General features: G+C 38.4%; 17 protein-coding genes. 13 read left to right on the plus strand and 4 right to left on the minus strand.

Annotated features, from left to right (window positions below):
- Nucleotides 1-200: 200 nt before the first annotated feature.
- Complete coding sequence (locus tag ABD769_RS18975; RefSeq protein WP_344852935.1) at nucleotides 201-566, minus strand: YtxH domain-containing protein; 366 nt, start codon at nucleotides 564-566, stop codon at nucleotides 201-203.
- A gap of 103 nt (nucleotides 567-669) precedes the next feature.
- On the opposite strand from ABD769_RS18975, the gene ABD769_RS18980 reads away from it, so the two are divergent.
- From ABD769_RS18980 to ABD769_RS18995, 4 genes are all read left to right on the plus strand, one after another.
- Entirely contained in the window at nucleotides 670-1,050 is a 381-nt protein-coding gene (locus ABD769_RS18980; protein WP_344852936.1) for an OsmC family protein, read from the plus strand.
- Between the two features lie 88 nt (nucleotides 1,051-1,138).
- On the plus strand, nucleotides 1,139-2,389 hold the full coding sequence (locus tag ABD769_RS18985; RefSeq protein WP_344852937.1) for a DUF2130 domain-containing protein: 1,251 nt from the start codon (nucleotides 1,139-1,141) through the stop codon (nucleotides 2,387-2,389).
- A gap of 767 nt (nucleotides 2,390-3,156) precedes the next feature.
- Nucleotides 3,157-5,289, plus strand: a complete 2,133-nt coding sequence (locus tag ABD769_RS18990) for a glycoside hydrolase family 97 protein (protein WP_344852938.1) — start codon at nucleotides 3,157-3,159, stop codon at nucleotides 5,287-5,289.
- 230 nt (nucleotides 5,290-5,519) lie between these two features.
- Nucleotides 5,520-5,996, plus strand: coding sequence for an acyl-CoA thioesterase (locus tag ABD769_RS18995; protein WP_344852939.1), 477 nt, complete (start codon nucleotides 5,520-5,522; stop codon nucleotides 5,994-5,996).
- 61 nt (nucleotides 5,997-6,057) lie between these two features.
- Here ABD769_RS18995 and ABD769_RS19000 read toward each other — a convergent pair whose 3' ends face one another.
- The 3 genes from ABD769_RS19000 to ABD769_RS19010 form a co-directional block, all read right to left on the minus strand.
- Nucleotides 6,058-6,786: a hypothetical protein gene (locus ABD769_RS19000; protein ID WP_344852940.1), complete on the minus strand. Its 729-nt coding sequence runs from the start codon at nucleotides 6,784-6,786 to the stop codon at nucleotides 6,058-6,060.
- Between the two features lie 247 nt (nucleotides 6,787-7,033).
- Entirely contained in the window at nucleotides 7,034-8,785 is a 1,752-nt protein-coding gene (locus ABD769_RS19005) for a HAMP domain-containing sensor histidine kinase (RefSeq protein ID WP_344852941.1), read from the minus strand.
- Between the two features lie 1,111 nt (nucleotides 8,786-9,896).
- The gene (locus tag ABD769_RS19010; protein ID WP_344852942.1) at nucleotides 9,897-10,418 is read right to left on the minus strand and encodes an NADPH-dependent FMN reductase; all 522 of its coding nucleotides are present in this window, start codon (nucleotides 10,416-10,418) and stop codon (nucleotides 9,897-9,899) included.
- Between the two features lie 182 nt (nucleotides 10,419-10,600).
- Between ABD769_RS19010 and ABD769_RS19015 the strand changes: the two genes are divergently transcribed.
- From ABD769_RS19015 to ABD769_RS19055, 9 genes are all read left to right on the plus strand, one after another.
- Nucleotides 10,601-11,404 (plus strand): ParA family protein, encoded by an 804-nt coding sequence (locus ABD769_RS19015; RefSeq protein WP_113950964.1) that lies wholly within the window; start codon nucleotides 10,601-10,603, stop codon nucleotides 11,402-11,404.
- A gap of 7 nt (nucleotides 11,405-11,411) precedes the next feature.
- Nucleotides 11,412-12,320 (plus strand): ParB/RepB/Spo0J family partition protein, encoded by a 909-nt coding sequence (locus tag ABD769_RS19020; RefSeq protein WP_344852944.1) that lies wholly within the window; start codon nucleotides 11,412-11,414, stop codon nucleotides 12,318-12,320.
- 47 nt (nucleotides 12,321-12,367) lie between these two features.
- On the plus strand, nucleotides 12,368-13,030 hold the full coding sequence (locus ABD769_RS19025; protein ID WP_344852945.1) for a DUF5683 domain-containing protein: 663 nt from the start codon (nucleotides 12,368-12,370) through the stop codon (nucleotides 13,028-13,030).
- 123 nt (nucleotides 13,031-13,153) lie between these two features.
- Complete coding sequence (dapB, locus tag ABD769_RS19030) at nucleotides 13,154-13,888, plus strand: 4-hydroxy-tetrahydrodipicolinate reductase (RefSeq protein WP_344852946.1); 735 nt, start codon at nucleotides 13,154-13,156, stop codon at nucleotides 13,886-13,888.
- Nucleotides 13,889-14,056: 168 nt separating this feature from the next.
- Nucleotides 14,057-15,250, plus strand: coding sequence for a signal peptidase I (gene lepB / locus ABD769_RS19035; protein WP_344852947.1), 1,194 nt, complete (start codon nucleotides 14,057-14,059; stop codon nucleotides 15,248-15,250).
- A 395-nt stretch (nucleotides 15,251-15,645) separates the two neighbouring features.
- Nucleotides 15,646-18,945, plus strand: coding sequence for a SusC/RagA family TonB-linked outer membrane protein (locus ABD769_RS19040; protein WP_344852948.1), 3,300 nt, complete (start codon nucleotides 15,646-15,648; stop codon nucleotides 18,943-18,945).
- Between the two features lie 30 nt (nucleotides 18,946-18,975).
- Complete coding sequence (locus ABD769_RS19045) at nucleotides 18,976-20,670, plus strand: SusD/RagB family nutrient-binding outer membrane lipoprotein (RefSeq protein ID WP_344852949.1); 1,695 nt, start codon at nucleotides 18,976-18,978, stop codon at nucleotides 20,668-20,670.
- Nucleotides 20,671-20,786: 116 nt separating this feature from the next.
- Nucleotides 20,787-21,329, plus strand: coding sequence for a redoxin domain-containing protein (locus ABD769_RS19050; RefSeq protein ID WP_344852950.1), 543 nt, complete (start codon nucleotides 20,787-20,789; stop codon nucleotides 21,327-21,329).
- A 4-nt stretch (nucleotides 21,330-21,333) separates the two neighbouring features.
- Nucleotides 21,334-22,659, plus strand: a complete 1,326-nt coding sequence (locus tag ABD769_RS19055; protein WP_344852951.1) for a monooxygenase — start codon at nucleotides 21,334-21,336, stop codon at nucleotides 22,657-22,659.
- Nucleotides 22,660-22,872: the final 213 nt, after the last annotated feature.

The following is a 22,872-nucleotide window of genomic DNA, read 5'->3' on the forward strand; positions in this document are numbered from 1 at the left end:
GCTGAGGTACTCATAAAAAAGAATATGCTATTCAATTTACCACCTAAGCCAGATGAATAGATGTGATAAGCACAAGGCTTTCACCATATAAGAAATATAAGAACACATAAACTTATATGATCCTTAAATATCTCATATGGTGAAAAAATAGTATTGATTATAAAGTAAATCTAAAGATATACTTATTATTTCGGAGGGCATTATCCCTGTCCTTCCTGTACCTGGCCATTGTCATGCGCATTTTCCAGGATCTCTTTCACATCCGATTTGCGTTTTTTGGTAACCGTATGTTTAAAATGAGGTATTTCTTGTTCAACGATATCTTCTTCAATGGCTTCAACCCCAAAAACCTTTTCTTTCAAAAGATTGTACTTGTCCTGAAATCCGTAACGCAGATTTCTGGCACCACCGGCAATTTTTCCCCGGGTACCTGCACCGCTATCAGGTGCAAATAAAATACTGATCACTGCACCTGCGGCTAAACCAGCCACCAGGGCAAGTGCTATTTTTGCACTGTTATCTGTTTCGTGCTTTAAATATTTTCCGATTAACTTTCTGTATTTCATAACGTAGCATTTTTAAAAGGAACAAATGCTATCTTATAATGTTTCGTAAAATCTCAACAAAGCATAAAATTTGGTATGTTTAATATTTTAAAATATCCGATGAATGGTAAAAGCAACAATAAATAAAGAGCACTATGCGTGTTCGGTAAGTAATGGCTCTCACGATATCATTGTAGATGAACCGGTAGAATTAGGCGGAACACACAAGGGTTTTGCTCCGAAAGGATTGTTAATGGCTTCTCTGGCATCCTGCGTGGCCATCACCTTAAGAATGTATGTGGATAGAAAAGAATGGCCGGTTGATAAAATAGAAGTAGTGGTAAACACCGATACAGAGAATGGCGAAATGGTGTTTTTTGAAGAGATTACCTGCACAGGACAGTTAACTGAAGAACAAAAAAGCAGGCTGGAAGATATTGCAGGTAAATGCCCGGTAAGTAAAATTTTAACCGTGGGGCACGAAGTGAGATCGAAAGTACTTTAGTTAAATGGTGCAAAACTTGCCTGTCTAATCCTGAAAAAGCTTTAATATATTTGTAAACTGCAGCACTTACTGTAGCAAATAATAATTTATGCCTACCGAAATAAAATGCCCCAACTGTGCCCATGTTTTTCCGATGGAAGAAGCCATGGCCGAAGATTATAAAAAGGAACTGCGTGAAAAAATGCTGTCTTTTACGAAGCAGCGCGACAAGGAATATCAGGATAAGGTTGCGGCTTTAGATGCTGAAAAACTGCAGCAACAAAAAGCTTTCGAGCTTCAACTGGCAGAAGAGAAAACCAAACTTAAAGATAACCTGGAAGAAAACCTGCGCAAAAGCATAGCGGCTGATTTTGAAACGAAACTGCAGATGCTGGAAGGTACTGCGAAAGACAATGCCGAAAAATTAAGGCTGGCCAGGGAGAAAGAACTGGAGTTTCTGCGCCGCGAAGAAAGCCTGAAAGTGAAAGAGGAAGAAATGGAGCTGGCTTTTCAGCGTAAAATGCAGGAGCAGCGTAACGAACTCGCTGAGCAGATCCGTAAGCAGGAGGCCGAAAAAAACAGCATCAGGGATACCGAACACCAGCTGCGTGTAAAGGAACTGGAAAAACAGCTCGACGACCAGAAAAAGCTTGCCGAAGAAATGAAACGCAAGGCCGAGCAAGGCAGTATGCAATTACAGGGCGAGGTGCAGGAGCTTATCCTGGAAGAACTGCTGCGGAGCAATTTCCCATTCGATTTAATTGAAGAGGTTGGCAAAGGGGTGCGCGGGGCCGATTGTGTGCAGGTGGTACGCAACCAGTTTGGACAGGAATGCGGCAAAATTATTTATGAAAGTAAACGCACCAAAGATTTTGGTGGCGACTGGATTGAAAAACTGAAAAAAGACATGCGGAGCATGGGTGTTGATGTAGCCGTAATTGTGAGCCAGTGTTACCCTAAAGGTATGGATTGTTTCGGTCAGCGGGATGGCGTTTGGATCTGTTCTTTCGAGGAAGTAAATGCGGTGGCCTATGTGCTGCGTGATGGGATTTTACGTTTATCGAGTGCCATGAAATCGCAGGAAAACCGTGGTGATAAAATGCATATGCTTTACGATTACCTGATGGGAGCGGAGTTTTCGGAACAATGGAAAGCCATTAGGGAAGGTTTTATGAGCATGAAATTATCCATCCAACGGGAGCGAGATGCCATGGAACGGTTATGGAAAGCCCGCGAAAAGCAACTGGAAAAAGTATTGTTAAATGCTACACACATCCGCGGCTCCATAGAAGGAATTGCCGGTAGTGATAGCGTACAGTTGAGCTTAACGGATGATGATGACGCGTTGCTTTTGGAGTAATGTTAATTTAGACCTCGCCGGTTTTAAAAACCTGCGAGGTTTGGAACTTGCATGGGAATCGTTATCCTGAACTTGTTTCATGATCTATTTTGCATGAGTGAACATCTGATCATAATCGGTTTGTAAGTAATTAAATACGTTTTGAGTGATGTTTGATTCTGATTATATTTCCCGCCGCGGTATGTGTCGCCACGAACCGGAACATAGAAACCAAAATCATCAATTTCAAATTGATTAAATAGTAACAATAAATAAATGATAACATGAATAAAAAAACTAACCAATCCCTTAACCGCTTTAAAACCCTTACATTAATGTGCACTTAGCTATTTTTTTGGTAAGTTTCGGGAACGTTCCCGGAAATAATTTGAAGTCGCCGGATGGCAAGTGTCGCCCGGGAGACTATTAGTCTCAAATTTGAGTGTTTTAGTATCACGCGAGAGACTATTAGTCTCAAATTCGAGTGTTTTAGTGTCACGCGAGAGACTATTAGTCTCAAATTCGAGTGTTTTAGTGTCGCGCGAGAGACTATTAGTCTCAAATTCGAGTGTTTTAGTGTCACGCGAGAGACTATTAGTCTCAAATTTGAGTGTTTTAGTGTCGCCCGAGAGACTATTAGTCTCAAATTTGAGTGTTTTAGTGTCGCCCGAGAGACTATTAGTCTCAAATTTGAGTGTTTTAGTGTCAATTAGCACTTGTTAAGTGAGCGAATATGGTCGTAAAGATGCCATTAACGCTAATTATTAAAAAAATTAAATTTATATACAGTGAATAGAAATCAAAATAGTAAATTTTTTAACCTCTCCGGATATTTAATTATCTGCCTGTGCCTTTTAGGTTCAGTTGCCTTTGCACAGGAATTAAAATCGCCTGATGCAAACTTAGTGGCCAATTTTTCGCTGGCAACCGGAGGAGTGCCTACCTATAGCCTAAAATATAAAGGCAAGGAGGTGATTAAAACGAGTAAGTTAGGTTTAGAACTTAAAGACGGGAAATCTTTAATGAACGGTTTCTCTGTCACCGATACCAAAACCAGCACTTTTAACGAAACCTGGAAACCGGTTTGGGGTGAGGTTAAAGAAATCGTAAACCATTACAACGAACTGGCGGTAACCTTAACGCAAAAAGAAACTAACCGTTACATTATCGTGCGTTTGCGTTTATTTAACGATGGTTTAGGTTTCAGGTATGAATTCCCGGAACAGAAAAATTTAGATTATTTCGTCATAAAAGAAGAGAAAACCCAGTTTGCGTTGGCCGGAGATCATAAAGCATTTTGGCTTCCGGGCGATTATGATACGCAGGAATACAGCACGGTGACCTCGAATTTGTCGGAGGTTAGGGGCAAAATGAAAGCTGCGGTAACACCAAATGCATCACAAACTACTTTCTCGCCAACCGGCTTACAAACGCCCTTGATGATGAAGAGCAAAGATGGTTTGTACATCAACATCCATGAGGCTGCTTTGATCAATTATTCTTTAATGTCGTTAAATCTCGATGATAAAAACATGGTTTTAGAATCCTGGTTAACGCCTGATGCCGTTGGCGATAAAGGTTATATGCAGGCACCCTGTTTATCGCCATGGCGTACCATAATTGTGAGCGATAAAGCCGCTGATATTTTAACTTCAAAGCTTACCTATAACTTAAACGAACCCACTAAATTCAAAGATGTATCGTGGATAAAACCAACCAAATATGTGGGTGTGTGGTGGGAAATGATTACCGGAAAAAGTACCTGGGCCTACAACGATTTAACAAGCGTGCAATTGGGCGTAACCGATTATGCCAAAACAAAACCTAACGGAAAACACGCCGCAAATACCGCTCATGTAAAAGAATACATCGATTTTGCTGCAAAAAACGGACTCGATGCCGTTTTGGTGGAAGGCTGGAATGAAGGCTGGGAAGATTGGTTTGGTAAAACGAAAGATTATGTTTTTGATTTTGTTACGCCTTATCCGGATTTTGATGTAAAAGAACTGCACCGTTATGCAGCAGGTAAAGGCATTAAAATGATTATGCACCACGAAACTTCTTCGTCGGTACGCAACTATGAGCGCCATTTAGATACGGCCTATAAATTTATGAAAGCCAATGGTTACGATGCCGTTAAGAGCGGTTATGTAGGCAATATGATTCCAAGGGGAGAACACCATTATGGCCAGTGGTTAAACAACCATTATTTGTATGCGATCCAAAAAGCTGCTGAATATAAAATCATGGTGAATGCACATGAGGCGGTTCGCCCCACAGGTTTGGCACGTACTTATCCAAATCTAATCGGAAACGAATCGGCCAGGGGAACAGAATACGAAGCTTTTGGCGGTAATAATGCCGATCATACTACTATTTTGCCCTTTACACGTTTAATTGGCGGACCGATGGATTACACACCAGGTATTTTCGAAACTAAGGTAAGTGCTTATAATCCTGAAAATACTTCCTTTGTACACAGTACACTGGCCCGTCAGCTGGCACTTTATGTAACCATGTACAGTCCGCTGCAAATGGCTGCCGATTTACCCGAAACCTATAACAAGTACATGGATGCTTTCCAGTTTATTAAAGATGTGGCGGTAGATTGGGACGATACCAAAGTTTTGGAAGCAGAACCTGGCGATTACATCACTTTCGCACGTAAAGCTAAAGGAAAAAACAACTGGTTTGTGGGCCGTACCAACGATGAAGAAGCCCGTACTTCAAAAATTGATTTCAGCTTCCTTGATCCTGGTAAAAAATATACCGCAACCATTTACGCGGATGCGAAGGATGCCCATTATGAAACCAATCCGAAAGCTTATACCATTCGCAAAATGGAAGTAACCAATAAAACGAAATTAACGCAATATTGTGCACCAGGTGGGGGATATGCGATAAGCATTATGGCAAAATAAATTTCGTGGCGTCAGTTGTTTCCAACTTCTCTAGTCGTAGCGTCTCGCTACGACTTTTTCATTGTTTTTTTTGCCACAGATGGACACACCTGCCCAGCCGTTCAGGCGGGGATAAACACGGATAATATATCTCTATCTGTGTTTATCCTTTTTATCTGTGGTTAAATGATTTTGTGGCTCATCTATTTTATAATATCTTAGCAAAACCTTTAAATCAAACAAGCTACCCCATGCCCAGGACGAAAAATCATATCGAACTTCAATTTTTAAGCGAACCTTCTGATGTTAATTACGGTGGTAAGGTGCATGGTGGAATGATGATGAAATGGATTGATCAGGCCGCCTTTGCCTGTGCACTACAGTGGAGCCAAAGTTATTGCGTAACGGTATATGTTGGGGGAATCCGATTTTTCCATCCCGTGCACATCGGTCATTTGGTAAAAATGGAAGCCCGGATTATTTACACCGGTAAAACCAGTATGCACATCGCGGTTGATGCCTTTTCAAAACCCGTTGGACAAACCGACTTTGTGAAAAACACCCATTGCATTATTGTTTTTGTAGCCGTTGATGATGACGGGCAGCCAAAAGTAATCCCTTCTTTCAAACCAAAAACAGAAAAAGAGATTGCGATGCATGGTTATGCTATAAAATTGATGGAACTGCGTAAAAGCATTGATAAGGAAATGGAGCCTTATATTGTATAAAACAAAAGAGCCCTTGATAACTGATCAAGGGCTCTTTAATTATATTCTGGGTTTATTTCTGCTATAATTTTGAATCTGCTTTTTTGATAAGCTTAGGTAATCCTTTTTGCAGATCAGCCATGAGTTCAGTTAAAGCACTTTCGCACATTGGAAGTATTTTTTCGGGTGTAAGTACCGGAACCCCACCAACCAACGGACTTACATTTTTCGATTTTGCACTTTCACGTGCAGAAAATACTTTATCACCTTTCTTGTTGTAAAGTACAATATTAGCAAATGCTTCTACTTTTACCACGCCCATACCACCAAGTCCGATTTTAACTAAGTTAAAATCAATGTAAACTTTCATTATACCATCTGCCTGGTTAAAAATTTTAATCAGACTTTCTTCATTCTTGTTGCCTGATAAGGGAAGGATTACTTTATATCCTTCAATTGGAAGATTTACATCATCTTTAAACAAGCCTTTGCCTCCATCACCGGCGGGAACAAAATTTTTATAAGCCTCATTAGTAATGATTTCTTTTTCTGGTAAAAGTTGAAAAGGAAATGATTTTGAGTAATCTTCAAAAAACTGTTTGTGGAAATTTTGCAACAGCGGTGCCATGTTAAAGTTGGGATCGTTTCCAAGTTTGGTTACGGCTGCAATTGCAGCGGCTGAGCCAAAATCGGTAAGGCCGATTTGTTTAACCGTGTAGAAACTAACAACAGCTACTTTTTTTTCCTGACCGTGACTGTTAGCAACGAATAAACCCGCCGTGAGGCAGATTAAGAGAATTAATTTTTTCATTTTAGTATAAATTTAGATTGGCTAAAAGTATGTAATTTTTTTGAGATGAAAAATTACTCTTTTAAGAAATGAAGCTGAATATCAGTTAAGTATTGAGTATTTGGGGTGCCGTTACATCATTACTTACCTATATTCTCTTATAAATCTCAGTACACTCGATGGTAAATTGTTTCCTGCAGATTACACTGATGCACGCAGAATTATCCATTTTCCATCTTACCTCTTCCATTTTCCATCTTCCATTTCCCTAAGCCATAACAGGCAAACTAAAACAGAATTTACTGCCTTCTCCAATGGCACTTACTACCCATATTTTGCCCTGTTCGGCTTCTATAAAATCTTTCGAAATGGCCAATCCCAAACCAGATCCCGATTTATTCTGACCATCAGTTGGTACCTGAAAATACCTGTCGAACAAACGTTTCTGGTATTTTTCGTCGATTCCCTTTCCAAAATCCTGCACCGAGAATTCGATAAATTTATCTTTTTGAAAAACATCGATTACTACTTTAGATTTCTCAGAGCTATAACGTAATGCATTCGATAAAAAGTTCACCAGTACCCAGGCCGTTTTTTGGATATCGGCATTTACATTGGGGAGGTTTTGATCACAATTTAATTCGAGATTGATAGATTTTTGTTCGGCCTGGAATTTAACCGCATCTATGGCATATTGTACAATATCTTCGGGCTTGGTAAGCGCGAAGGTGAGTTTTAAGTTACCGGTTTCTACCTGCGAAAGATCGAGCAGTTCGCTCGTAATTTTTAAAAGCCTGTCGCTATCTTCTTTAATATGATTCAACAGCTCGTGCTGTTCCTCGTTCATTGCACCCACGCGCTCATCATTAAGCAGTTTTAAACTCATTTTAATGGATGATAAGGGCGTTTTTAACTCATGCGAAACCGTAGCGATAAAATTGGTTTTGGCTTCATCCAGTTCTTTAAACTGGGTAATGTTTTTCAGGATATAAACACTTCCTGCCGATTTTGAAGCAGCAATTAAAGCTTTTTCTTCCTGTTCCTCATAGTTCGGGATAATAATTTCGCGGTTCTCCAAAAGGAAATAAGATTCCTTATCATCTGCATATATTTTTAGCGTATTATCATCTGTTTCGGGTTTGATGATGCGTTTTAACAGCTCATTTTTCTGCATTAATTCCGCAACATTTTGTCCGATTACCTTATCCTCGTCGAGGTTCATCAGTTTTGCGGCCAGGCGGTTTAAAAACAGGATTTCGCCCTTTTCGTTCAGCCCGATAATGGCATCCTGCATCTGCGCAATAATGGCTTCGATACGCGATTTCTCGGATTTTATTTTCGATAAATTACTGTTTTCCCATTCGTTTAATTTAACCACCATACCGTTAAATGAGTCGGCCAGTTCGGTAAATTCATCTCCGTTTTCAAAATGCAGGCGTTGTTTATAATTTTTTCTGCTGATCTGTTTTATGGCTGCGCTGAATTCGGCAAGCGGATTGGCCACAAAGCCGGGAAAATTAACAATAAAAGTAAACAGGATGATAAAGCTTAGGGTAGCAGCAATCATGATGTAGAGGTTTGCCCTCGAGGAAGTTTCATTGGCCAGTTCATTTTTATCATAAATGGCTTTCATGTTTACCTGTTCTATGTTTTGAAGCGCCAGGCGTAAATCTTTAATGCTATTTGTTTTAACATTTTCTGGCTGCTGTATGCCCAGTGCTTTAAAAGCTTTTTCTAACTGTAGAAAAGCTGCTTTTTCGCCTGGTTCGGTAATATTTGTGCCTTCATTTTTTAAGTTTTCGGTAAACAGGGCCTGTTGTGTACCACTTAAGGGAAAAGAATACTGATCGGTGATGTTGCGCATGGCGGCAACATATTTTAGCGATTTGTAGTTGTCTTTAAGAATCACTTTCGATTTATCGGAAAGCTCGTTTAAATAAAAGAGCGCAATTAACCCGAAGGATAAAACGATTATAAAGAGAAACCCGAATCCGAGGCGGAGCTTGGTTTTTATTTTCATGGTGTTTAGTTTAACCGTAAAGGGCAGAAGGTTTTTCACTAAGGGGCGCAAAGCGAATTTTTCTCTCCTTTTTTGTGGTAAAAATAGGTTATAATTAAATCTGTTTACTGATGAACTAATTTACATAACAAAGGTTAAATAAATAGCGTCTCGCCGGGCTGTTGCCAATTGTTATGCCAATGGCTTTGATTTGTTTGTAAGTTATTGTTTTTTAATGAGATATGGTTTTGGTTTCATTTTGATCTATAAAAACGCTTCAAAAAACCTTTTCATTTTGGAAGGGTTTTTATCATTTTGAACTGTCGGTCTTTTTCGTTTGAAATACTGTTTTTTGTTCCTTAAACCTGGTTGAAGCGGATACCGGCCCGGCGGCTAAGGCCTGCAGGCGTATGAGCGGAAAACAGGACTAACGTTACCATGAAACACAGGTTTTGCTTTTCTGAAATTTGATAGAATCACATGCGTTATGTACCGTAGCGTCCGGCTTCACGCCTGACGCATTAAATGTTTTTTTTGGGGAAAGCAGGTTCGGTAGGGTTTAGGCTAATGCAATCCCGCTGTACGCTTTATCCCGATGAAAAATCGGGACCGCTTCCATCGGGTTTAGGTGGCACGGCCTGTAATAAGATTTGGGGTTACAGGATGCAGAAAGAAGTTTATCTTTTGAGAGAAGCTTATGAAGGTTTTACGTGCAGTTTTTTGTTCCTTAAACCTGGTTGAAGCGGATACCGGCCCGGCGGCTAAGGCCTGCAGGCGTATGAGCGGAAAACAGGTCTAACGTTACCATGAAACACAGGTTTTGCTTTTCTGAAATTTGATAGAATCACATGCGTTATGTACCGTAGCGTCTGGCTTCACGCCTGACGCATTAAATGTTTTTTTTGGAAAGCAGGTTCGGTAGGGTTTAGGCTAATGCAATCCCGCTGTACGCTTTATCCCGATGAAAAATCGGGACCGCTTCCATCGGTTTAGGTGGCACGGCCTGTAGAGATATTAATGGTAAAACACCAAACGTTCCTACGGAACGATAACGCCAATTTGCAATTGGCTACCCATGAATCGTTCCTACGGAACGGTCTGCGATTTTCAGAAAATGATCGGAAGTTGTTTTTTAAAAGTTAATGAATTTTTCAATCTGCTCGCTGGTAAATTTTATCGTATCGGGATGATTGAAATTGCCTTCGGCATCTAGTTCGGCCTTAATATTTGGAATGTGCAGGCGAAGCGGTAAAATATTGAGATGGATGTAATGGCAAACGCCTGTAAAATGATCTACCCCGCGGATATTGCCATATTTACCAGAAGAAATGCCGACTAAAGCCGCTTTTTTATCATAAAAGCTATCGGGGAAATTGCAGGCATCGATTAACACTTTTAACACACCAGGGTAACTGCCATTGTATTCGGGCATGATGAATAAAAACTTTTCGGTCTGGTAAATCATATCCTGGATTTCCTGAAAAGCTTCCGATCTTTTGCCATACATATCTGTATTAAGCACATCGATAGGTAAGTGCTCCAAACTGAACAAATGGGCATCAATACCCTTTTCTTTTAGTTGCCTCTGGTAATATTTGGCAACTTTTAGCGTATTGCTATTGGGTCTGTTTGTGGCGGCTATTATTGTGATCATGTACAAATTGTTAATAAGATGTGTAAAACCCAAATGCGCTTCTTGCTAAAATTGCCATATAGTTTGTATCTTAGCTGATTGTGAAAAAGGCCGTAAACATGGCAAAAATAGAACTTTTTGGCAATTTAAACGCATAAATAACACAGCCCAAATAAACGTTAAGTAAATTTCGGATACATACGATGAGCAAAATTATTGCATTAGCAAATCAAAAAGGTGGTGTTGGTAAAACAACTTCATCTATAAACCTGGCTGCGAGTTTGGCCGTTCTAGAATACAAAACTTTACTGGTAGATGCTGATCCTCAGGCAAATTCAACTTCAGGTATCGGTTTCGATCCCCGGAATATCAAAGACAGTATTTACGAGTGTATTATTAATGATATCGATCCTTTACAGGCCATACAGAAAACAGATACACCCAATTTAGATTTATTACCTGCCCACATTGATCTGGTTGGTGCGGAAATCGAGATGATTAACCTGAACAACCGTGAGTATAAAATGAAGGCGGTTTTGGAGAAAATTAAAGATCAGTATGATTTTATCATTATCGATTGTTCTCCGTCACTGGGTTTAATTACCATTAATGCTTTAACCGCTGCAGATTCGGTTATTATTCCCGTACAATGCGAGTATTTCGCTTTAGAAGGTTTGGGTAAATTATTAAATACCATTAAAATTGTACAGAACCGCTTAAATCCCGATCTGGAAATTGAAGGTATTTTATTAACCATGTACGATGTACGCTTACGTTTATCGAACCAGGTGGTAGAAGAAGTGAAAACGCACTTTAACGAACTGGTTTTTGATACCATTATCCAGCGTAATACCCGTTTAAGTGAAGCACCGAGTTATGGCGTTTCGGTAATTATGCACGATGCCAACTGTAAAGGGGCAATTAACTACCTTAACCTTGCCCGCGAAATTGTAAAGAAAAACGGCCTGTTAAAGGAAGAAGAAAACATTGGAACAGCAACTTTATAAATTATAGATGACATCTTTTCAGCGAAAAACAGGTTTAGGAAGAGGGTTAAGTGCGCTTTTAGATGATAGCGAATCTTCTCATCCGCCGAAACAGCAGGTAAATGCTGTAAGCGAAACCGAGCAGATTGGCAATATCAGTCACGTAAGTTTAACTGAAGTTGAAACCAATCCATACCAGCCACGTACAGAATTTGATCAGGTAGCTTTAAATGAGCTGGCCGATTCGATAAAAATACAGGGCCTGATCCAGCCGATTACGGTAAGGAAATTAGGCGCCAATAAATACCAGTTAATTTCGGGCGAACGCAGGTTCAGGGCTTCGAAACTGGCCGGTTTAACACAGATTCCGGCTTATATCCGCAGTGCCAACGACCAGCAAATGCTGGAAATGGCTCTGATCGAAAATATTCAGCGCGAAAATTTAAATGCCATTGAGGTGGCTTTGAGTTTCCAGCGGATGATTGATGAGGTAGGTTTAAAACAGGAACAGTTGGGGGAGCGTGTTGGTAAAAACCGTACAACGGTGACCAATTATTTACGTTTGTTAAAGCTTCCGCCAGCGATACAGGCTTCTATCCGCGATCAGAAAATCAGCATGGGCCATGCAAGGGCTTTAATTAATGTTGATGGGGTGGATAAGCAGTTATACATCCACCAGGAAATTCTTGATAAAAACCTTTCGGTACGTAAAGTAGAAGAAATTGTGCGCAATTTGCAGCATATTCCTTTACCTGCAGGCGAGAAGCAAAAAGAAAAGGCCGTTTCTTTTCAATATAAAAAATTGCAGGACGATCTGGCTTCTAAATTTGCTACCCGTGTAAAATTAAAAGTAAGTCAGAACGGTAAAGGGGCAATCGAAATCCCTTTTATGAGCGACGACGACTTAAACAGGATTTTAGAGTTATTAGACTGGTAATGCGGAGGACTAAACTTTTAATACTGGTTTCTCTATTTACATTTTTTATGGTAAACCTTGCCACGGCGCAGGTTAAGGATACGGTATTAAAACCAGCTGATACTTCGAAAGTAAAACTGACCAAATCTTTAGATACAGCCAGGAAACCTTTAACCAGAAAGGATTCGTTAAAAGCGAAATATGTAAACCCGGGTAAAGTTGCCGGCAGGAAAGCTGTTTTCAGATCGATGCTGATACCGGGCTGGGGGCAGTTATACAATATCCAGTTACTAAGCGATGGTTATGGTACCAGGGCAGGCAAAAGCCAGGTATTTCAAAAAATATATACCGGCGGTAAAATTGTAGCCATTTACGGTGGTGCTACGGCACTTACCTTATCTCTTATGGACAGCAGGAAAAATTACAGCCGCTTTTTAGCAGAAGCACAATACCGTGAGCAAAATCCAGGTAAAAAGTCAGATTTAACACAGTACACCGATCAGGGAATTCTGGATGGGAAAAGTTTATACAAGCGGAATTCGCAGATTGTATATTTTTCATATGGCTTACTGTATGCAGCTAACATTATCGATGCTTATGTAGCTGCACGTTTGCATTTTTTCAATATTGATAATAACCTTTCATTTAAAGTAATGCCATCGGTAATCGGTTCTGATACCATGTATGGTTTCAACGCAAGCCCTGCCTTAAAGCTTTCCCTTACTTTTTAATGTAATAAAATAAATGATTGCCCCTGATCAATATGAAATCTTAATGCTTTTATTACCTTTAAACCGTTAAAGGTGTCTCACAGGCAATTAAATCTATCACAAAAAAGAAAATAATATAAAGAAATGAAAATTGCGCTTTTAGGTTACGGCAAAATGGGTCAGATTATCGAAAAATTTGCACTTGAACGCGGTCACGAAATCGTTTTAAAAGTTACAGTAGATAATCAGGAAGATTTAACCAGGCAAAATTTAAAATCGGCTGACGTAGCGATTGATTTTAGTACGCCGGATTCGGTTTTGAAAAATATTGATGCCTGTTTTGATGCCAATGTTCCCGTTGTAGTGGGTACCACCGGCTGGTACGGCAAATTGCAGGAAGTTAAAGATGATTGCAGCAACAGTAACAATACACTGCTTTATGGGTCTAACTTTAGTATCGGCGTTAATTTATTCTTTAAGTTGAACCAAACTTTGGCTAAACTAATGAACAATTATCCGGCTTACGAAGTGCAGGTAGAAGAAATCCACCATACTCAAAAGCTCGATTCGCCAAGTGGTACAGCCATTACCCTGGCCGAAGGTATTGTTGATAACCTGGATAGAAAACAGGAATGGTTAAATGAAGTGGTGGGAACAGATGTTGAATTGTTTCCAAAAGCCGAACAGTTGCTGATCGAATCGCACAGGATCGAAAATATCCCGGGTACACATACTGTGATTTACAGCAGTGAAGTAGATGAAATTGAAATTAAACATACTGCACACAACCGGGCAGGTTTTGCTTTGGGTGCAGTTGTAGCAGCAGAATGGGTGAAAGATAAAAAGGGATTTTTTAACATTACCGATATTTTTGAATAAGAGTTAGTTTTAAGTTAACCGTTTTCAATTGGCAATTGACAGTTTCAGTTAACCAATTTGTACAGTTAACCAATTAACCCCCTGAGCGTGGTCGAAGGGTAAACAATTAACCAATTAAGATACCAGGGGGGAGCCGATTAAGTTGATCGCGGACCAAAATTAAGATATATGAATTACAAATTCTGGCAGAAAAAAAAGGATGCCACAAAGAAGAAAAAATCTAAAACCCGCGAATGGGTAGATGCCATTGTTTTTGCTGTTGTAGCTGCAACCATTATCCGCGTTTTCTTTATAGAAGCTTATACCATTCCATCTGGTTCGATGGAAAGATCATTATTGATCGGCGATTTTCTTTTTGTAAGTAAAGTTAATTATGGTGCGCGTATCCCGATGACGCCAGTTGCCTTTCCTTTTGCGCACCACACCATGCCGTTAACTACTTCTACCAAAGCTTACTGGGATGGCGTACAATGGAAATATCACCGTTTGCCAGGCTTGTCAAAAATCAAGAGAAATGATGTTGTGGTTTTCAACTTCCCTGAAGGAGATACTGTTGCGGTAGAAAACCAGGCAGAAAGTTATTATGCTTTAGAACGTAGTTTGGGCCGTCAGCAGGTGAGGAGTACTTTTACCATTATCGACCGGCCGGTTGATAAGCGTGAGAATTTTATTAAACGCTGCATTGGTATTCCGGGCGATGTAATTTCGATGAGCAATGGTATTGCCAATGTAAACGGTAAAAATGAACCTTTGAAAAATACCGGGATGATGCCTTACCGCATTGAGTTCAAAACAATGGATTTTAACTATGCCGCACTTGACGAATTTAACCTGAACCTTGGTAATTCGCCAGCGGTTGCTACAAATACCTATATAGTAGATGCTTCGCCCGAAATTGCAGAGAAACTCAAAACTTTCGATTTTGTAAAATCAGTGAATTTAAGTCCCGATGCACCAGGGCCTGTACAGGGCGGTGTTTTCCCGAACGATCCGAACCGGGCGTGGAACAGGGATAACTTTGGACCAATTAAAATCCCTTCAAAAGGATGGACCGTTAATATTGACAGTAATACAATGCCACTTTATTACAGGGCCATCAGAACTTACGAAGGAAATAAAGTAGAACAAAAAGCCGGGGTTTGGTACATTAATGATAAACCAGCTACCACTTATACTTTTAAAATGGATTATTACTGGATGATGGGTGATAACCGCCATAATTCTGCCGATTCGCGCTATTGGGGATTCGTTCCGGAAGATCATATTGTGGGTAAAGCTTTATTTGTTTGGATGAGCTGGGATAGTACCGCTTCTTTCTTACATAAAATAAGGTGGAGCAGGTTATTTATGGGAATTCATTAATCAAATTATTCATAAAATATTTAAAAAAGGCTTGCTTATGCAGGCCTTTTTTATGCTAAAATCACCTTTTTAAAAAAATTAAAAAGAATAGTGTGGTTTTGTGTTTTTTTATTAAGTTTGTTATAACTAATCAAACCCCTATAATTTATGAAGCCAACCATTCTATGCCTCCGTCTGGATTTATAGCAAGCTATCACCAGATACTTCCTTTAAACAAACTGTTTGCATTTTAAATCGATTTAGTAATAGAATTGAAAATATTTATGCTGCCCGATTTTATTTTATAAACCAGAATCCACCCACCCTAAAACAAAACAATATGAAAAAATAAAGAATGAATAATAAACCGCTTTAAAGTAACTATCAATAAACTAATCATTACCCACAAACAGATTATGAAAAAAATCTACTTAACTAGCTTAAGTATGTTGTTGCTATGTCTAGTAACAATATCTGCTTTTGCTCAAAAAACCGTCTCAGGAACGGTAACCGATAATGCAGGCATGCCCATAGCAGGTGTAAGCATTCTCCAGAAAGGTTCTGCCAATGGTACTTCTAGCTCATCAGAAGGAAAGTATAGTCTGTCAGTGCCACCAAATTCAACAATTATTTTCAAGTATTTGGGCTATATTACCAGAGAAATTGCTTTAGGAAATAATAGTGTTTTAAATGTAACCTTACAAGATGATGCTAAAGTCCTTGGTGATGTAGTAATCACAGGTTTAGGAGAACAGAGAAAAACAAGAAATTTAGGTTATTCACTTACCAGTATTAATGGCGATCAGATAAGAGCTACCAATACAACCAACCCAATTTCAGCATTACAAGGATTAGTTCCGGGTATGATGGTTCAACCAGGGCAGGGCGGACCTCAATCTAGTCCAAAATTCCAGATCCGTGGTGCCTCAAGTTTGTACGGATCAGAAAACACTCCGTTAATCGTTGTTGATGGAATTATGTTATCTGATGATGTTGTGGTTCCTTCGAGAGGTGGCGATCAGGATTTCGGTAACGTTCTAAAAAATATCAACTCTGATGATATAGAGAGTATATCTGTTTTAAAAGGTGGTTCAGTAACAGCACTATACGGAAGTAGGGCTACAAATGGTGTAATTTTGATCACCACTAAAAAAGGTTACTCTCAAAAAGGATTAGGTATTTCATTTAGTCACGATGAAACCTTTGATAAAGCCTATGCCTTGCCTGATATGCAGAAAGAATATGGTTCAGGCTTTACGATGACCGATTTTGTAAAAGCACCTAATGGCATGAATCAGATTAATCCTGCATCTTACGGATTCAGTTTTGGACCCAAATTAGACGGATCAACTATTCTTGATGCTGATGGACAAAGGCAAATCACCAATTCAGTTTTAAATAATCCCTTAACTCTTTATCAATTAGGTCGTTATATAAATAGTAATATTGCTATGCAGGGTGGTAATGAGAAAACAACTTTTAGGTTTTCTTATTCCAATAACTATAGTAATGGTGTAAGTCCTTTGAATAAATTAAATAGAAACACGTTTAATTTCAGGGGAACCCAGAGATTGGCAAATGCAGTTACATTGGATGCTACGGTTTCTTATGCCAATACAAAAGGTTTTAATCCACAATTGTTATCTGGAGATAATAGTTTAATATATGGGTTAACCTGGGGGTATCCTACCAATTACGACCTTGGTTATTGGAGCCAGAATTATCTTGACCCGGTTAAAGGAGGTAGAAGTGCCAATGACCCTTTCGGAACAAATTCATTGTTTTTCAGAATGAACCAAAATAGTCAGGTACAAAACGAAAATAACTTAAGAGGATCGCTAAATGCAAAGGTCGATTTTACAAAATGGTTACAGTTTGAGGCCAATGTTGGTTTAAACTGGTACAATACTGCTAGAGATACTAAAGAATTAGGTCAGGATGTTAACTTTGCTGGAGGATACTTTGGTGCAGATGTTCGAAACGTTATCGATAGCAGGTATAGAGGCAGCTTTAACCTAAAACATAAAATCAGCGATTTCGACCTGTTTTTACAATTAGGATCTGAACTGGTTCGTTCTCAGACTAAAGGAAGTATATACAATACTAATGGAGGTTTGAGGGTACCAAAACAATATCGCATCTCAAATTCAATTAATACCCCAACAATTAGAGAGTATGCAGGTAATGTATATCAAAACTTTGCTACTTATGCCCAAGGCAGTATCGGTTATAAAGATTGGTTAACATTAAATATTTATGGTCGTAACGAATGGAACTCTACTCTTGTTTACTCTAATGGGACTGGAAATTACAGTTATTTCTATCCCGGAGCAGATTTAGCTTGGGTAATTACAGATGCAGTTAAACTTCCTGAAGTTTTTTCTTATGCAAAGTTACGCGCATCTTATTCAATTACAGGTGGTGGAACCTCGGTATATAGGGCGAATACAGGTTATTACGTTAAAAATGGAAACTATGTGCCGATTTCTGGGTCAGAGATAGAACAATATGGTTTTGATAGCAGTACATTAGGCAATACCGACTTAAAGCCTGTTAGGACATATAGTCAGGAGGTTGGTTTAGAACTGAAAATGCTAAAAAACAGATTAGGCCTTGATTTTACTGCATACAAGAAAAATTCTAAAAATCAAATTGTCGGCTTAGCTGTTCCATCTGAGTCTGGTGTAAGCTCTGCATTAATCAACAGTGGTGACGTGCAGGATATGGGGATTGAGTTTATATTATCAGGAACACCAATTAAAACAAAAACATTTTCTTGGGATACCTATTTTAACTATACCAGAAACAGAACCAAAATTATTTCATTGGCTCCTGGCGTAACAACTGTACAATTAGAAGGCGGCGACGGAATTAGGACGATTGCCCGTGTAGGCGGAGAATATTCAACAATGGTTGCTGCTTACGGATATGCCAAATACCAGGCAAGAGATGCTCAGGGCAATCCAATCGATAATCCAAACAACGGTAAAAAAGTATTGTCGGTTTCTGGCAGTGGTGGTGCATTTTACACAAGGGCTGCTAACTATGCAAATGGATTAGAACCGGAAAGCACAATTGGTTCTACCTTACCTAAATTTTATGGTAGCGTAAGAAATGTATTTAATTATAAATCAGTATCATTGAGTGCTTTAGTAGATGCTAAATTTGGTGGTTACGTGTTTTCTGATACCTATTACTATGGTAGCCAAACAGGAAATTTAGCAAATACACTTTATGGACGTGATGTTGCAAGTGGGGGAGTGCCATATACAGAAAATGGCGTACAGCAGATTGGTGTTGTTTTAGACGGTGTATTTCCTGATGGAACCATAATAAATGGAGTTAACGTTGGAGGGATGACCCATCAGCAAACCATTGATAAAGGATTAAGAATACCAACACAAACTTACCGCTACTATAACAATTCCAATGGTTGGGCTAATGGTATCCGCGAAAGAGGAGCTTTTAAATCGTCTTGGGTTGCCGTAAGGGATATTACACTTTCTTATGATTTACCGAAATCACTTGTTTCCAGAATCAAGATGAATGGTGTTAGGTTAAATTTAAGTGCTAGAAATGTAGGCTTCTTGTATAATAATGCACCAGATAATGTTAATGTAAACGATTTTACAAGTACAGGTGCTGGTGGTGCATTTTTAGGTGGAGGTACACCTTATGTTAGAACGTTTGCATTTGGAATTAATGGTAGTTTTTAATCATTGTTTTACAAAATTTATTCAGTTATTATGGAATATTTAAAATATAAGATTAGTGCAGCATTGGTTTTAGGTACTGCACTTTTCGTAAGTTCGTGCAGCAAAGAAAAGTTTGCTGAATTTAATACAAATCCAGATGCAGTAACGGCAATATCGCCACAACCTATATTTACAAAAGCAATAACAGGTTGGCACGATGATAGTTTTGAGGCATTTTACGAAAATTATAGAGGCGTATCGAGGTGGACAAGGCAGATGGTAGGTTTAACAGGTAATACAAATACCATAACAGATGGTATAGGTAATATTAACCAACGTTATAGCCGCTTTTACTTAAACTCTGGAAATTTATTGGTTGATGTTCAAAAAACCATAGATAAATTACCAGATGATCAAAAACCCAGGTATGCTCAAATGAGGGTTATAGCCGAGATACTAAAAGTATACGAAGCTTGGTTTGTAACCGATGGAAATGGAAGTATGCCATATAGCCAGGCTCTTCAGGCGAGGTACAGCGGAACATTAACCCCGGTTTATGATTCGCAGCAGCAATTGTATGATAACTTTGAAAAAACATTAAAGGAATCTGTTGTAGCTTTAAAAGCGCAGCCAGCTGTAGAACAAGTAAGTTTGGGTTCTAATGATTTATATTATCAGGGATCGGTGCCAAAATGGATCAAAGCGGCTACCAGTTTACGTTTATTAATTGCCATGCGTTTATCTAAAAAAGATCCAGCTAAGCTTAAAACTATTGTTACCGATATATTAACAAACAATGCTGCCGATTTAATGTCATCTACTGATGATGACTGGTCTTTCAAAGCTTCGTCGAGCCTAACAGGCACAAGCGGTAACTGGGATGTAAGTGCTTCGGGTGCTTATGGAGCAAACGGAACCATTGATTTTATGTGGAGGAATTCAGACCCAAGGTTGCCGCTGTTTTACCAGAAAAACTCATGGACAACTGATAACTTTGCAGCAGCAAAGACACAGGGAAAGATACCAGCAGCCGCAGTTTATGATAATAGACGTTATTATGGACAATTTACTAGCCCTGACGCAAGTACAACACCTTCTAAACAGCCTTTTTTCTCACCTGTTGTGATTAAAAATGGTACCGCAAATGTGAATTTGGATACCGTTTCTGCTATTCAGACACGTATGTTTTATCCGAACTCAAATTCTGGAACTGGTTCATCAACGTTTCTGGTTTTAACCTACGCTGATGTTTGTTTCTTGAGAGCTGAACTGGCTGCAAGGAATATCTCAACCGAAAGTGCTGCAGACTGGTATAACAGAGGTATAGAAGCCTCGATTATTACTTACGATAATATTGCGAAAAGTGCATTGTTACCTGATTATGTAGCTTTGGGTGCTGGTGCAATAGCGGCCTATAAAGCAATGCCTGAAATTGTGTATAATCCGGCAAAAGGGTTAGAACAGATTGTTATCCAACAATATTTAAATTTTTATAAAAACTATAACGAATGTTGGGCACTGTTAAAAAGGACAGGTATGCCAAATGCTCAAACGGCACTAAATCTTGAAAACTTTGTATTCGGTGGTCAGGTGCAAAGTATTCCACGACGCTTTGTGGTCAACTTTCCATTATCGGGTGATGCCAATTATGCAAATAAACAGGCGGCAATAACAGAAATGGCAAAAGATCCAAACTTTGGACAACCAACAGATGTTAAAGGTCGCGTTTGGTGGGACATTCCATAAGTTATTACTACCTTTATTATTAAAAAATGGCCGGTATAACCGGCCATTTTAATTGAATGTAAAAAATGAAAAATTGCGCAAAATTTTTACTTTGGCTATTGGTTTATTTCACTTTTTTGAATAAAATCTACGCTCAGGACCTTAAATCTCAACAAGTTGGGTTGTTTGCTAACATAAAATCTTTCAAACTCGAATCAATCTCTCCCAGCCATCCAGTAAAATTAAATAAAAGCTGTGCATTTATATTTTTGTCACCAGAATGCCCCTTAAGTAGAAATTACATCCCCGAACTCAAACAAATACAGGAAAAATATAAAAACTGCGAAATAATCGGTGTTTTTGCAGGTAAATCTTACACTGTTCAAGAGATTAGAACTTTTTTAAAAGATTATAAAATAACCTTTCCGGCCATTTATGATGGACAGAAAAAACTAGCAAAGTTATTGAATGCAAAGGTTACTCCTGAGGTTATTTTATTGGATAAAAATGGAAAAAGAATATACTCAGGGCTAATTGATGATAAAATAATAGAACTTGGTCAGCAAAAACAAGTGGCATCTAAACATTTCCTTACTGATGCCATAGAAGCAATAGAAACTGAGAGGAAGGTTTTAATAGGTTCTACCATGCCCATAGGCTGTTATATTAATGATCTATAATTAAATGAAAAAGATAAATTTTATTCTTCTCTTCTTTTTTAACCTTTCTTATATTAATGCTCAAAAAAGCACCTTTTATAAAGATGTTGCTCCAATTATTTATAATAAATGTGCATCCTGCCACCGTGTAGGAGAGGCTGGACCTTTTCCCTTAACTTCTTATGAAGATGTAGTTAAACGAACTTCTTTTATAAAGAAAGTAGTCAATTCTGGTTACATGCCACCTTGGAAAGCCGATGGACACTATACAGCAGTTCCTTTTCAGGGAAACAGAAGCTTAACCGCTTTGGAAAAAAAAACAATTATTGATTGGATTGATGACAAAATGCCAATTGGAAGTCCGAATAAACAAACTACCTTAATTTTAACAAAATATCAGCAGGGTACCAATTATAAGCGTAAGCCTGATGCTGTTTTAAGCATGGCGAAAACTTTTCAGATACAAGGCGATAATAAGGAAAGATTTATCGTATTTAAAATACCATATCAGTTTGATCAGTCTCAAAATGTGGAAGCAATCGAATTTGTTTCCAAAAATAGAAAAGTAATCCATCATGCCAATTTTGCTATTTACGATGTTTCAAATAATATTTCGATTGATAAATCTCCTGATTATATCAATACTACTGTAGGAGAGACTGATGCTAACTTTTCGGCCTATGAAGCATATAAAAGCAATATGATTTATTATGGAGGGTGGATTCCAGGAACAAATTACGAATCGTATCCTAAAAACATTGGATGGGTGATGCCTAAAAGAGGTGTAATCTTATTAACCATACATTATGCACCAACCGGAAAAGATGAAGAAGATTTTTCATCCATTAATTTCTTTTTTACCAAGTCGCCAATCGAAAGGGTGATTGATGTAATTAATCTAGGATCAGGTGGAATTGCAGAAGAGGAAATTACACCATATTTCATGATTCCTGCCGATAGCGTCCGCACTTTTAAGCTAAAAATAACCAATCCCGAAAAACAGTCTATTTTAGGTGTATGGCCACACATGCATTTACTGGGAAAAAATTTTAAAGCTTATGCAATTACACCCCAAAAAGATACCTTAAAATTAATCTCAATTCCTAAATGGGATTTTAACTGGCAGGAGCTTTATAAATATCAAAAACCGCTTATAATCCCCAAAGGTTCTTATCTGATTATTGAAGGTACGTACGACAACTCAAAAGATAATCCAAAAAACTTATTTAATCCACCAAGAAATATCTATGGCGGTGGTGAGATGAAAAGTATAGACGAGATGCTCACTTTGGTAATATTATATTTGCCTTATGAAGAGGGCGATGAGGATTTGCCAGTTATAGAAAAGTAATTGTGTACTTGTTCCCCAAGAGATTTGATCTACTTTGTTCTATTGAAGCTTACTAAAACTTTAGTTTAATTCATAAATTTCTAGTTGAACAAGCTGTTTTAATCAATATATAATCTTTATTTACATAATATCTTAATTATATTTTTATTAAGATATTATTTCTTTTTAAAAAAATTATAAAGTTGATTTATTTTTATTAATTTAGTTTATGCT

Origin of the sequence: Pedobacter jeongneungensis, from assembly GCF_039538295.1 — a bacterium.
In the GTDB taxonomy this organism is placed as follows: Bacteria; Bacteroidota; Bacteroidia; order Sphingobacteriales; family Sphingobacteriaceae; genus Pedobacter; species Pedobacter jeongneungensis.

Coding starts and splice junctions, on each gene's coding strand:
- ABD769_RS18975 (WP_344852935.1), bottom strand. CDS start 566: ATGAAATACAGAAAGTTAATCGGAAAATATTTAAAGCACGAAACAGAT.
- ABD769_RS18980 (WP_344852936.1), top strand. CDS start 670: ATGGTAAAAGCAACAATAAATAAAGAGCACTATGCGTGTTCGGTAAGT.
- ABD769_RS18985 (WP_344852937.1), top strand. CDS start 1,139: ATGCCTACCGAAATAAAATGCCCCAACTGTGCCCATGTTTTTCCGATG.
- ABD769_RS18995 (WP_344852939.1), top strand. CDS start 5,520: ATGCCCAGGACGAAAAATCATATCGAACTTCAATTTTTAAGCGAACCT.
- ABD769_RS19000 (WP_344852940.1), bottom strand. CDS start 6,786: ATGAAAAAATTAATTCTCTTAATCTGCCTCACGGCGGGTTTATTCGTT.
- ABD769_RS19005 (WP_344852941.1), bottom strand. CDS start 8,785: ATGAAAATAAAAACCAAGCTCCGCCTCGGATTCGGGTTTCTCTTTATA.
- ABD769_RS19010 (WP_344852942.1), bottom strand. CDS start 10,418: ATGATCACAATAATAGCCGCCACAAACAGACCCAATAGCAATACGCTA.
- ABD769_RS19015 (WP_113950964.1), top strand. CDS start 10,601: ATGAGCAAAATTATTGCATTAGCAAATCAAAAAGGTGGTGTTGGTAAA.
- ABD769_RS19020 (WP_344852944.1), top strand. CDS start 11,412: ATGACATCTTTTCAGCGAAAAACAGGTTTAGGAAGAGGGTTAAGTGCG.
- ABD769_RS19025 (WP_344852945.1), top strand. CDS start 12,368: ATGGTAAACCTTGCCACGGCGCAGGTTAAGGATACGGTATTAAAACCA.
- dapB (WP_344852946.1), top strand. CDS start 13,154: ATGAAAATTGCGCTTTTAGGTTACGGCAAAATGGGTCAGATTATCGAA.
- lepB (WP_344852947.1), top strand. CDS start 14,057: ATGAATTACAAATTCTGGCAGAAAAAAAAGGATGCCACAAAGAAGAAA.
- ABD769_RS19040 (WP_344852948.1), top strand. CDS start 15,646: ATGAAAAAAATCTACTTAACTAGCTTAAGTATGTTGTTGCTATGTCTA.
- ABD769_RS19045 (WP_344852949.1), top strand. CDS start 18,976: ATGGAATATTTAAAATATAAGATTAGTGCAGCATTGGTTTTAGGTACT.
- ABD769_RS19055 (WP_344852951.1), top strand. CDS start 21,334: ATGAAAAAGATAAATTTTATTCTTCTCTTCTTTTTTAACCTTTCTTAT.